Below are 11383 nucleotides of genomic sequence, written 5' to 3' on the forward strand. Positions count from 1 at the left end.
CGGCCGGTCAGGCCAGTGGCGCCAGCACCGGATAGCCGGAAAACGCCATGTTGAAGCCATCCGCACGTGCGGCCAGCCGCACCTGGGCGCCGACCGGCAGCGTCAGCTTGCGCGCGCAGTGGCCGAACGGCAGCCCGGTCAGCACCGGCACCGGCAGTTGGTCGCCCAGGTAGGCCACCACTGCGTCCATGTCGTAGCCGTTGTCGTAGTCGGTGACGCGGTAATTGGAGAAATCGCCCAGCACGATGGCGCGCTGCGCGCCCAGCACGCCGGCCTGCTGCAGCTGGATCAGCATGCGCTCCACCCGGTACGGCGGCTCGTTGATGTCTTCCAGGAACAGCACCCCGCCCTCCACCTGCGGCATGAAAGGCGTGCCCAGCAGGCTGCACAGCATGGCCAGGTTGCCGCCCCAGAGCGTGCCTTCCACGCTGCCTGAGAACGGTTGGCCGCCCGACTGCGGCGCCGCGACATCGACGCTGTACGCCGGGTTGCGCAGGATGCCTTCAAAATGCTCCCACATGAAGGGATCCACCACCTCGGCACCAAAATCCGCCAGCAGCATCGGCCCCGCAAAGGTGACGGCACCCGTCGCCGCCAGGTAGGCCAGCTGGAACGCGGTGAAGTCGCTGTGGCCGACGATGGGCGTGCCGCTGGCGCTGGCCTGCGCGGCGATGCGGGCAAAGTCGACTTGCGCCAGCAGCCGCGCGATGCCATAGCCGCCGCGCACCGCCAGCGTCAGCTCGTGCGGCGCGCCGGTGCCGATGGCGTGCAGGTCGGCCAGCCGCTCCGCATCCGTGCCGCCAAAGCGCAGGTAGCGCCGCGCCAGCACGTCGGGGTTGGTCATGTGGTAGCCATGATGCTTGAGCCAGGCACAGCCGCGTGCGGCGATGGCGACGTCGTGCGGATACCCGGACGAGGCGATCAGTCGGACTTCGGTATGCGGCGGCCTGCTGTTCGGCGTACTCATGCTTCGGTGTCGTTGTTCTTGTCGGGATCGGTGACAGGCGCGGCGGCGTCCTGCTGTGCCGCCTTCTGCGCGGCTTTCTGCGCCCGGCGGCGCGCGCCGAAGAAATCCTTCAGCATCTGGCCGCAGGTGTCGGCCAGCACCCCGCCGGCAATGGTGGTCTGGTGGTTGAGCTGCGCCTGCTCGAACAGGTTGAGCACGCTGCCGGCGGCGCCGGTCTTGGGGTCGGCTGCACCGAACACCACGTGGCGCAGCCGCGCGTGCAGGATCGCGCCGCTGCACATGACGCACGGTTCCAGCGTCACGTACAGCTCGCACTCAGGCATGCGGTAGTTGCCGATCACCTGGGCGGCGGCGCGCAGTGCCCGCATCTCGGCATGGGCGGACGGGTCCACCGAGCGGATCGGCAGGTTGTGGCCGCGCGCGATGATGGTGTCGTTCCAGACCACCACCGCGCCCACCGGCACCTCGCCGGCGGCTTCGGCCAGGCGGGCTTCTTCCAGCGCGGCGCGCATGTAGCGCGCATCACGCTCGGCAGCCTCGGCCGGGTCTTCAGGCAGGGCGCGCAGCGCGCGCAACGGCAGCGGTGGCGTCTCTGGCATCGTCCCCGCTCAGTCCTGCGCCGGCAGCACCGCGGGCGCGCTCACTTCCGCCCAGCAGTTGGGCGTTTCGAACAGCACCAGCCTGGTCAGCCGCAGGTGGTGGCCGAAGCAGTCCTTGAACACCGGCGCCAGGATGTCGAAGGCAACCTGGGCCAGGTTCTCGACCGTCGGGATCGCGTCCAGCACCACGGTCTTGTGCCCTTCCATCGATTGCAGGAAGTTCAGCAGCGCGGTATCGCCACGATAGATCAGGAAGGCATGGTCCCACTTGTTGACCAGGTGCTCGTTGGCGAGCGCCTTGATGTCGCCGAAGTCCAGGATCATGCCGTCATCCGACGCGCCCTCGCGGTGCAGGACCTCCCCCGACAGCGTCAGGTCCAGCCGGTAGCGGTGGCCGTGAATATTGCGGCACTGGCCGCAGTGGTTCGGGATGCGGTGGCCGGAGTCGAACTCCAGCCGGCGGGTAATGGAAACTTGTTTGCTCATGTGTACCGGCGCCGGTGCCGGCCGCCTGCGTTGGAACGGACACTGCGCGCGCGTCCGAAGCCTGTATTGTGTACGTTTTGCCGCCCGTTGGGCGACCTGTCGATACCGTGGATGCCGCGCCGCTCAGCGGATGCCCAGCAGCTTGTGGGTCTGCAGCGACAGCCGCCAGCGCGGGTGACGCTGGCAGAACGCCACCGCGGCGGCGGTATTTTCCCTCGCCAGCGGGCCATCCATGGCCTGCACCAGGAAATGGCGGAAATCAAGCTGCTCGTATGCGGCAAAGTCCTGGCCCTCCTGCGGGATCACGACTTTGAGCTCGTCACCACGCGTGACCACCAGTTCCGAGCCCATCTTGGGGCTGACGCAGACCCAGTCGATGCCCGGCGGCACGGCGATGGTGCCGTTGGTTTCGATCGCGATCTCGAAGCCCTGCGCATGCAGCGCGTCGATCAGCGGCGCGTCGAGCTGCAGCAGCGGCTCGCCCCCGGTACAGACCACCAGCGGCTGGCCGCCGCCGCCCTGCGGCCATTCCGACGCGACCACCGCGGCCAGCTCCTCGGCCGTGCGGTACTTGCCGCCGCGCGTGCCATCGGTGCCGACGAAATCCGTATCGCAGAACTGGCACACCGCGCTGGCGCGGTCGTCTTCGCGGCCGCTCCACAGGTTGCAGCCGGCAAAGCGGCAGAACACCGCGGCGCGGCCGGCGTTGGCGCCTTCGCCCTGCAGCGTATAGAAGATTTCCTTGACGGCGTAAGTCATGCGTGGGGGTCTCTCTGGGACCGTTTTTCGACCGTTAACGGGCATTCGGCCGCCCTTGGGCTGGCCGGGGTTTCAACAGGTATTGGGCAAAGGCCGGATAACAAGTATCACGGATCTGGGCTCGGGCTCCCGGATCGGCGCCCCATGGCTGGCAGCGCGGGCGGTGTGCACCGGGTTTTCCGTGCAGGGCTCCGGGCACTGCCGGAGGAACCGCCTGTGGCCTGTCGCAGGCTGCGTCCGGCCGGTCCGGACGTAATGCAAGTATACCAGAGGGGTCAGGGTTTTCGCTTAGAGGCTGGCGGGATGCGGTCCCGGCCGCCGGCCAGGCGCGCGGCAAATATCTTCTACAGATCACCCGGTTTTGCTGCAAAGGGCCGCCATCGGCGCCCCGGTGCTGACCGCGCTGACCGGCGGCGGCCGCCCAAGCGGCTGTTCGACAATGAAAAAGCCGGGATCCGCGCCCGGCTTTTTCCTACTGGCCCCGCTCGGCTTCTTACTTCAGCCCCAGGTAGTCGCGCTTGCCGATCTGCACGCCCTTGTGGCGCAGGATGTCATAGGCGGTGGTCACGTGGAAATAGAAGTTGGGCAAGGCAAAGCCCAGCAGGTAGGACTTGCCGTCGAATGTCATCGGCCCCTGGCGCAGCTTCAGCTCGATCTCGCGCTGCTCGCTGCCTTCCAACTGTTCAGGCGTGATCTGCTCCAGGAACCCGATGGTGCGGGCGATGCGGTCCTGCAGTTCGGCAAAGGTGGTTTCGGTATCGGCGAACGAAGGCACCTCGATGCCTGCCAGCCGCGCGGCGCAGCCCTTGGAGGCGTCGCTGGCGCGCTGCACCTGTGCCGACAGCGCATCCATGTCGGCGATCAGGCGGGTCTGGATCAGGTCAGCCGGGTCCATGCCCTGCGCCTGGGCGTGGGCCGCGCCCTTGTCCAGGATCGCGGCGAGGTTGCCGAGCGCGCGGATGAACAAGGGAATCGAGACTTCGTACATCGAGAGTGCCATGGGGTCTCCTGTGCAGGCCTAGGTTGGAAATTCCTGTTGTCGGGGGCCGTCGGGCCACGCCGCTGCCGCGAGCATAGACCGGATCGGCATTTGCTGCCGGACTACCCCTGCGCGCACGCGGCAGGCGGCCGGATGTCGCGCAGCACCTTGCCAACCGAGGCCAGGAAGCGGCGCCCCGCCAATGGCAGCGGCGCAGGCTGGAATGGGTCGCCCAGATTTCCAGGCCGACCGCGGGCAACAGCGGCCGCACCGCCAGGGCCGCGCGCATGGCCGGCGGCTCACCCTCGCGTCGGCCCATATCGAGCAGCTGGACGGAACCATGTCCGCGCACAATGGCGAACAGGTGTGGGACGGCAGGGCGCGGCCAGGCCAGGTGCCGCGGCCGCAGACCTGAGGTGCTGCGGGAAAGATGGCGTGCCCGCAGCGGGCAACCGGCGACCGGCAACCTGAATTAACATATCCGGTCATCGTCCCCGCTATCTTGCGGCCTTGTGGCCGCGCCCCACATGAACGCGCCGTTCCCTCTTCGCACGGAATGCCCGCCCGGCGCCTGTATCTGCGGGCGCGAAGCCTTGCTGAGTGACCCCAACGCCGACCTGCGCGTGCTGCGGCTCACCCGGGCCGAAGAAAAGCGGCTGGTCGAACGGCTTGAGCGCCTGACCAGCCTGGCTGAATTGCAGCGCATGGAAAGCCTGATGCAGACCCAGCTGGGCATCGTGCTGACCATCACCCCCAGCGCGCGCGGCGTGCGCACGGTGCGCGGCATCAGCATCCAGGTGCAGGAGCAGCCCGGCCTGTGCCGCAAGATCCGCCAGTCGATCCCAGCCGCCATCCGCCGCAGCATGGAAGAGCATCCCGAGATCGCCTATGCGATCGTGGATGCGCATGACCTGCTGGGCGGCATCTGACCAGGCCCGCGGAGCCGTTCAAGCGTTGCTGTCCGCAAGGCTCATCGCGTGCTCGCGGATATCCACCGGCCATGCCTCGAGCCGCTGCGCAAAGCCCGCCACATCGCCCGCGAACAAGGCCCGCGTGGCTTCCTCGAAACCGGGCAAATCCCCCGCCATCGCCACCATGAAGTGGTAGGCCCGTTCGCTGGCGCGGCGGCTGCGGTCCTTGTCCGCGTGGTCCCGGCGCGCCTGCTCGACCAGCTTGCGCAGGGCCACCGATGCCCCGCCTGGCTGGGCGGCCAGCCATTGCCAATGGCGCGGCAGCAGCGTCACCTCGCGCGACACCACGCCAAGCTTCGGGCGCCCGCGGCCCCGGGGCTCGGCCACGTCCGCCGCTTCATCGTTGTCGCCGGCTGGCAGCCGCACGGATTCGAGCTGTGCGGCGCGCTCGGCCGTCCGCTCAAGTACGGCGGCCTCGGTCCCGCTCGTATCCAGGTCGATCGAGCGCCCGGTGCCGTCGTCGAAAACCAGCACGGGTCTGCCCGCGCCGGCTTCCAGCGCGCGCTTGAGCGCCAGCGCATTGGCTTGCAGCGAACCAGTGGCGATACGCCGGTGGCCGTCGAAGGTGGTGTAGCTGTGAAGCGTTGCGTTGGTCATGGGGATGCCCCTGGGAGACGATTCCCGAATATTACCCGGATAAAATACGATGTCAATATCATCCGGGTATAAATAGACCGCCTACCAGGGTTCCAGCTTCCACCCGTCCGGCGTTGCCGCCAGGCGATGGGTCAGCCCCAGGCTGCCCATGAACACATCGTCGTGGGACACCACCACCAGTGCGCCCTGATAGCCGCGCAGCATCGTCTCCACCGCCTGCACGGACGGCAGGTCCAGGTGGTTGCTGGGTTCATCGAACAACAGCAGCTGTGCCGGCGGATCGGCATACAAGGTACAAGCCAGCGCGGCCTTCAGGCGCTCGCCGCCGCTGAGCAGGCCGCTGGGCGCGGTGACCTTCTGCGCATCGAGATCCAGCAGCGCCAGCCGCGTGCGCAATGCCGCCTCCCCGGCGGTGTGGTTGGCGGCCAGCATCTGTTCGATGGTTGAGCGCTGCGGCAGCAGGCCGGCCAGTTGCTGGTCGAGGTAGGCGCGCTCGGCATGCACCGCGCAGCGGCCGGCAAGCGGCTGCAACTGGCCGGCCAGCAGCTTGAGCAAGGTGGATTTGCCGCAGCCATTGGGGCCGACGACGCCCACGCGCTGCTGGCCCGTCAGCATCAGGCTGATGCGGCGCGTGGCGGCCGGCACGAACGGCAGGTCGACCTCGTCCAGTTCAGCCACGCGGCGTTGCGCGGCCTGACTGACAGGCAACGCGAGCAATACGATCGCGGCATCGCCCTCCACCTGTTGCGCGGCGTCGTGCACGCGCGCATCGAGCGCTTCGCGCGTGGCGGCCTGCTGCAGGCGCAGCCTGCCCGCCGAGGCCTGGCTGCGCTCCTTCTGCCGGCCCAGCAGGATGCTGGCCTGGTTGGCATCGCGCGCCTGCCGGTTGCCACGGGCCTGCCGCCGCTCCTGGCGTTCACGCTGCGCACGCAGCGACTGTTCTTCCCGCTTGCGTTCGAGCTTGCGCTGATCCAGCTGCTGCAGGGCGTTCTCGCGCTCCTGCGCCTTGCATTGCGCATAGAACGAATAGCCGCCGCCATAACTGCGCAGTCCGAGCGACGACAGCTCGACCATGCGCGCCATGCCCTCCAGCAACTGCCGGTCATGGCTGACCACCAGCAGGCCGCGCTGCCAGCGTTGCAGTTGCGCGATCAGCGCCAGCCGGTTCGGCCGGTCCAGATGATTGCTGGGTTCGTCGAGGATCAGGAAATCGGCATCCGACAGCAACGCACCGGTCAGTGCCACGCGCATGGCTTCGCCGCCGCTCAGGGTGCTCGCCGGGGTGTCCGCCTGCAGATGGCCCAGGCCATTGCGCTCCAGCTCCTGCCGCAGCCGTTGTGGCATGTTCCAGTGCTCGCCGACGTCATCGAAGTCTTGCGCCGCGGTGCTGCCGGCCTCGATGCGCTGCAGCGCATCCAGCACCGATTGCACGCCAGCCAGCCCGGCCACCGACGTCTGCACGGCATGCGCGGCCTGCTGGGACAGGTAATGCACGCTGCCCGACCGCACGCAACGCCCCGCGGAGGGCTCCAGCTCCCCGCCCAGGATGCGTGCCAGCACGGACTTGCCGATACCGTTGCGCCCGACCAGGCCGGTGGGACGATCGTCGAATTGTTCGGACAGTTCAGAGAAGAGCGTCCGGCCGTCGGGCAGGACGTAGGAAACGCTTTCCAGCGTCAGCTTGGGATTTGACATGCGGGATTCCAGGGATGCCAGGAACTCCCCCTGCTTGGGGGCGGTGGAGACTGGCCGTCATGCAGACGGCGGCATCAATGGCGCATGGCTTGAATCCTCCGAGGATGGGGTTTGAATCGGCGAGGCATGGGCAAGCATGCCTGAACACGCCGCCCCGCCCTACTCTCTGACTCGATCCAGATTATAAGTTCACCGGATCGGTAGCCAGCAGGTGATTGGTGAACGCCGCCTTGGTCTCGCACCGCCACGTCGCCCACAGCTTGCAGCCGTTCGGGTTGTCCGTGCCCCGGTCCACCTCGATCGCAAGCCAGTTCCTGGCCGGCATCACGTACCGGTTGGATCCGGGAAAGAGCATCATTTCCGCGGACAGGTTGACATCAAGCGCCTGCTTCGACTGAGCGACGTTGTTCAGCACATGGAAGAACAGACGCTCCATGACCCCGACCAGCGAGGGATGCACCACGGCAGTACTGGTCAGCTGCTGTATCTGCGCCCAGTTGTCCTTCGGCCCCACATCTTTCCTGTAGGCGACACCCCAGGCCGCGACATGGACATCGCCAGAGATGATCGTGACCCGCAGCTGCTTCTGGCTGGCGGTCTTGAGCAAGGTCTCCACCAGGCGCTTCCTCTCGCCCTCGTGGTCGTCGTGGGTCCAGTGGTCCTTGAGGTCATCGGCACTGCTGTCGAGCACATGATCCTGGCCAAAGTTGTCCAGGAAGGCTTCGGCCAGCGACAGCTTGGGATGCACCACGGGCACGGAAGACATCAGCAGCAGGTGCTGGCAATTGATGCCGCCAGGGTTGGCGGCGTGGCCCGATTCGATCCCCGACAGCCACCGCTGCAGTGCGCCCCAGGTACCGGGTCCAAGCACCTGTTCCTGGGATCGTTCGGTCCTCAGGTCGGCAACGATCAGGCCGACTGGGCCAGCCGAATGCGCGAACGTGAACCCCGGCTGCTCGTCCAGCAACGGCAGCGCAAGCTTGTCGCCGGACAGCACCTGAGACCACTTGACCGGCTCGAACAATGGATCGTCAGACCGGATCCTGACGTCAGTGCGCGGCACCAGGTCGGGAAGCTGTTCGACACCATGCTGCATCTGGAAGACCCAGAAGGCCCGGCGCGCATGGAAGAACAGCCGCTGGAACAACGGACTGCGCTGCATCTCGGAGCTATAGGAACCCCAGCCGTCGAAGATGTCATGGTCATCCCACATCATCACCGTGGGGATCCGTGCCATGGCCTGGGCAGCATCGAGCGGCTTGTCTGCGCTACCCCATCCTGACCTTGCATGAGGCAGCCAGCGCGCGCTGTAGTGCTTGAAATAGTAGTCCTCGATTTCCTTCTCGAGGTCAGCGTCCACCGGGTACTGCAGCTGCTCCTCGCGCGTCAGCCCGATCCAGCGCTTCAGCAGCTTGAGGTCTTCCCAGATCGAATCGAAGTAGATCTGGTCGCCGCCCATCAGCATCAGATGGAAGCGCTGGTTGCCCTGGTCATGGGTACGCGCCTCGTGCCAGAGCTGCTCCTTGTCCAGCTCATAGCCTGCCGGACGGATGTCCTTGTCGTGGTTGCACAGCAAGTCCGCCCATACCGCATTCTCAGCCTTGACCAGCTTGCGCATGCCGCTCGGGTCGGAGAATCCGTTGCACGAAACATAGGCCATGCGCGGCGCGTAGCCCTTGCCGGGCACGGTAAAGTGCCACGCTTCCCCGACACCTTCGATGCTGTACGGTACCCGCCGTTCGTTCTTGCGCAGCTTGCAGGACAAGTCGTAGCGCAGATAGGTGTGGCCCGCATGCTGCAGCAGGATCACCGGCTTGCCGGCCTTGCGGCCCTCCACGGTGACCTGAGGAACCCTGGCTTGATCTTCGATGCCGATGAGCGCCGTCACCTTCCATGAGCCATCCGTTCCGAGGCCACGAAACGACAGCACGGGTCCGAGCAGTAGCTTGCTCATTGCGATGGTCTCCCTTTGGTCACCTTTTGTTGTTCGCCCGCGGGCTGCACTGGCGCGATCGCCGCGCAAAGCCCGGCGCCGGCAATGGGACGCCGGCCATGCCGGGGACATAAGGTGAACGAAGAGAGAATGCGCGTCAAGCGCCACCTGCTGATTACGCAAGGGTCGGCGCTTCAGACACCCCGCCCTGTGAGCCGCGCCAACGTCTGTTCCAGCTCGCGACGATCCGCCTGCCGCCTGGCTGCCGAGCGCTGGGCCAGGTTATGCAAGTTGCGCCGTACGCCCGGCAACTCACCTGCGTGAGGAAACCCGATGAGCCCGAAGTCCGCCATGTCAGCCACCATGACCAAAGTCAAGCAGCACCTTGCAGCATTCGCCCGGATTGCCCTCGGCCAGTGCAAAGGCGCCGACAACATCGCGAAAATCGACGTGGTGCGTGACAATTTGCCCGGGATTGACCAGGTCTTTCGCGATCCAGTCAATCACCGTCGGGAACATCGCGCAGTTAAGCCGCGAGGCATACAGCGTCAATTCCTTCTTGGTGAGTTCCTGTTGCGGGATCGCCGATGGCGTCGGCGAAAAGCCCAATACCCCGATACGCCCGGCCGGTGCCGCAATGCGCACGGCCTCCTCCAGGATGGCCGGATGGCATACGGCATCGAAGATCAGTGTCGGACCGCCTTCCACGCCTCGCGCCGCCAGCGCCTGTTCGATGGGTTCGCGCGCGGTGTTGATGACCTCGTCCTCTCCGGCACCGCATTGCCGCGCGAGCGCGAGGCGCTCGTCGAGGTGATCCGTGATGTAGGCGCGGAGGCCATGGACGCGCTTGAGGACCTGCATCAGGTTGAGGCCGACCGGCCCCGCGCCATAGATCAATGCCACATCCTGCGCAAGCACGCCGGTGCGGTGCGTGACATTGGCCGCCACCGCGAACGGCTCGATCACCGAAGCGCTGGCTTCGGGCATGCCGTCCGGAATCACATAGGCATTGCGGGCCGGCACGCAGGCGTACTCGCTGAAGCCGCCGTCGCGGTGCACCCCGATCACCTGGAGCCGGCTACACACGTTCTGGCGGCCGATCCGGCATGCATGGCATTGTCCGCAGCTGATGACCGGATCCGCCACCACGCGCTGGCCGATGCGCGACGCATCAACCCCGGCACCCACGGCATCGATGGTGCCGACGAACTCGTGGCCGATGACGCGCGGATACGCCACGAACGGATTGTGACCGCGGAAGATATGCAGGTCGGAACCGCAGATGCCGGCATAGCGCACGCGTACGCGCACCTCGCCGGCAGCGGGCTCCGGCATTGGCCGCTCGCACACGGCCATGCTGTTGGGTTCTTCGACAACAATGCTGAGCATCGGAAACTCCGGCTACCAGTGCCACATCGAGCCATCCGCCAGCCGCGCAACCGGCAGGTAGGCACGTTCGTAGGGATACTTTGCGGCCAGTGCTTCGTCGATATCGACACCAAGGCCCGGCACCTCGTCCATGACCAGGTAGCCGTCTTCGAAGCGGTAGTTGTGGGGAAAGACCGCATCAGTCAGTTCGCTGTGCGGCATCAGCTCCTGGATGCCGAAGTTGGGCGCCCACAGGCCGAAGTTGACCGCGGCCGCCATGCACACCGGCGACAGGTCGGTCGCCCCATGGAACCCAGTCCGCACCTGGTACATGGCTGCGAAGTCCGCGATGCGCCGCACATGGGTAATGCCGCCCGCATGCACGATGGTGGCGCGGATGTAGTCGACCAGTTGCTCGCTGATCAGCGTCTTGCAGTCCCAGACCGAGTTGAAGACCTCCCCCACCGCCAGCGGCGTCGTGGTGTGCTGGCGGATCAGCCGGAACGCCTCCTGGTTCTCTGCCGGCGTGGCGTCTTCCAGCCAGAACAGGCTGAAGGGCTCAAGTTCCTTGCCGAGCCGCGCGGCCTCGATCGGCGTCAGGCGATGGTGGGCGTCGTGCAGCAGGTGGGGCCCGAAACCCACGGCATCGCGCACCTTGCGGAACAGTTCGGGCGTATGGCGCAGGTAGAGCGATGTATCCCAGGGCTCTTCCGGCGGCAGGCCTTTCTCGGCAGGCTCGTAATGGCCGCCACCCTTGCCCACGCCATACACCTTGCCCAGGCCGGGCACGCCGGACTGCACGCGGATGGCCTTGTAGCCCTGCTCCACATGACGCTGCACGGCCTCCACGGCCTCGGCGTGGTCGCGTCCGTTGGCGTGGCCATACACCATCAGCCCTTGCCGGCTTCTGCCGCCCAGCAACTGGTACACCGGCATGCCGGCCAACTTGCCCTTGATATCCCACAAGGCCATGTCGATGGCGGCGATGGCGGTCATCGTGACCGAGCCGCGGGGGGGGGGGGGGGGGGG

12 protein-coding genes are annotated in these 11383 nt (G+C 66.6%); 2 read left to right on the top strand and 10 right to left on the bottom strand.

The genetic code is table 11. The features are described 5' to 3' along the window. Nucleotides 1–7: 7 nt before the first annotated feature. The 5 genes from ldcA to AC3WON_RS02825 all read right to left on the bottom strand — a co-directional run bounded on the left by ldcA (nucleotide 8) and on the right by AC3WON_RS02825 (nucleotide 3811). Nucleotides 8–967: a muramoyltetrapeptide carboxypeptidase gene (gene ldcA, locus AC3WON_RS02805; protein ID WP_492317772.1), complete on the bottom strand. Its 960-nt coding sequence runs from the start codon at nucleotides 965–967 to the stop codon at nucleotides 8–10. Then, on the bottom strand, nucleotides 964–1566 hold the full coding sequence (gene tadA / locus AC3WON_RS02810; RefSeq protein WP_492351095.1) for a tRNA adenosine(34) deaminase TadA: 603 nt from the start codon (nucleotides 1564–1566) through the stop codon (nucleotides 964–966). The genes ldcA and tadA overlap by 4 nt, the downstream gene beginning before the upstream one ends. 9 nt (nucleotides 1567–1575) lie before the next feature. Next, nucleotides 1576–2052, bottom strand: a complete 477-nt coding sequence (locus AC3WON_RS02815) for a 6-pyruvoyl trahydropterin synthase family protein (protein WP_492351096.1) — start codon at nucleotides 2050–2052, stop codon at nucleotides 1576–1578. A gap of 123 nt (nucleotides 2053–2175) precedes the next feature. Then, a complete protein-coding gene (queE, locus tag AC3WON_RS02820) occupies nucleotides 2176–2811 on the bottom strand; it encodes a 7-carboxy-7-deazaguanine synthase (protein ID WP_492317773.1) in 636 nt (211 codons plus the stop codon). Nucleotides 2812–3304: 493 nt separating this feature from the next. Next, on the bottom strand, nucleotides 3305–3811 hold the full coding sequence (locus AC3WON_RS02825) for a DUF1993 domain-containing protein (protein WP_492317774.1): 507 nt from the start codon (nucleotides 3809–3811) through the stop codon (nucleotides 3305–3307). A 202-nt stretch (nucleotides 3812–4013) separates the two neighbouring features. On the opposite strand from AC3WON_RS02825, the gene AC3WON_RS02830 reads away from it, so the two are divergent. Beyond that, nucleotides 4014–4205 (top strand): hypothetical protein, encoded by a 192-nt coding sequence (locus tag AC3WON_RS02830; protein ID WP_492351097.1) that lies wholly within the window; start codon nucleotides 4014–4016, stop codon nucleotides 4203–4205. Between the two features lie 112 nt (nucleotides 4206–4317). Continuing rightward, nucleotides 4318–4719, top strand: a complete 402-nt coding sequence (locus AC3WON_RS02835) for a hypothetical protein (RefSeq protein ID WP_010809543.1) — start codon at nucleotides 4318–4320, stop codon at nucleotides 4717–4719. A gap of 18 nt (nucleotides 4720–4737) precedes the next feature. Here AC3WON_RS02835 and AC3WON_RS02840 read toward each other — a convergent pair whose 3' ends face one another. The 5 genes from AC3WON_RS02840 to manD form a co-directional block, all read right to left on the bottom strand. Further along, nucleotides 4738–5358, bottom strand: coding sequence for a DUF2239 family protein (locus tag AC3WON_RS02840; RefSeq protein ID WP_492351098.1), 621 nt, complete (start codon nucleotides 5356–5358; stop codon nucleotides 4738–4740). Nucleotides 5359–5439: 81 nt separating this feature from the next. Further along, nucleotides 5440–7053, bottom strand: coding sequence for an ABC-F family ATP-binding cassette domain-containing protein (locus AC3WON_RS02845; protein WP_492351099.1), 1614 nt, complete (start codon nucleotides 7051–7053; stop codon nucleotides 5440–5442). Nucleotides 7054–7234: 181 nt separating this feature from the next. After that, nucleotides 7235–9013: an alkaline phosphatase D family protein gene (locus AC3WON_RS02850; RefSeq protein ID WP_492351154.1), complete on the bottom strand. Its 1779-nt coding sequence runs from the start codon at nucleotides 9011–9013 to the stop codon at nucleotides 7235–7237. A gap of 327 nt (nucleotides 9014–9340) precedes the next feature. Beyond that, nucleotides 9341–10375 carry a Zn-dependent oxidoreductase gene (locus AC3WON_RS02855; RefSeq protein WP_492351100.1) on the bottom strand — a complete coding sequence of 345 codons (1035 nt, stop codon included), beginning with the start codon at nucleotides 10373–10375 and terminating at the stop codon, nucleotides 9341–9343. Between the two features lie 12 nt (nucleotides 10376–10387). After that, the coding region (manD, locus tag AC3WON_RS02860; RefSeq protein ID WP_492351101.1) for a D-mannonate dehydratase ManD at nucleotides 10388–11383 on the bottom strand (996 nt) is incomplete at its 5' end.

The sequence above is a fragment of the Cupriavidus sp. FW305-46 genome (assembly GCF_058787075.1).

Excerpts from the sequence above, each read along its gene's own strand:
- ldcA (WP_492317772.1), bottom strand. The coding sequence starts at position 967 with ATGAGTACGCCGAACAGCAGGCCGCCGCATACCGAAGTCCGACTGATC.
- tadA (WP_492351095.1), bottom strand. The coding sequence starts at position 1,566 with ATGCCAGAGACGCCACCGCTGCCGTTGCGCGCGCTGCGCGCCCTGCCT.
- AC3WON_RS02815 (WP_492351096.1), bottom strand. The coding sequence starts at position 2,052 with ATGAGCAAACAAGTTTCCATTACCCGCCGGCTGGAGTTCGACTCCGGC.
- queE (WP_492317773.1), bottom strand. The coding sequence starts at position 2,811 with ATGACTTACGCCGTCAAGGAAATCTTCTATACGCTGCAGGGCGAAGGC.
- AC3WON_RS02825 (WP_492317774.1), bottom strand. The coding sequence starts at position 3,811 with ATGGCACTCTCGATGTACGAAGTCTCGATTCCCTTGTTCATCCGCGCG.
- AC3WON_RS02830 (WP_492351097.1), top strand. The coding sequence starts at position 4,014 with ATGGGTCGCCCAGATTTCCAGGCCGACCGCGGGCAACAGCGGCCGCAC.
- AC3WON_RS02835 (WP_010809543.1), top strand. The coding sequence starts at position 4,318 with ATGAACGCGCCGTTCCCTCTTCGCACGGAATGCCCGCCCGGCGCCTGT.
- AC3WON_RS02840 (WP_492351098.1), bottom strand. The coding sequence starts at position 5,358 with ATGACCAACGCAACGCTTCACAGCTACACCACCTTCGACGGCCACCGG.
- AC3WON_RS02845 (WP_492351099.1), bottom strand. The coding sequence starts at position 7,053 with ATGTCAAATCCCAAGCTGACGCTGGAAAGCGTTTCCTACGTCCTGCCC.
- AC3WON_RS02855 (WP_492351100.1), bottom strand. The coding sequence starts at position 10,375 with ATGCTCAGCATTGTTGTCGAAGAACCCAACAGCATGGCCGTGTGCGAG.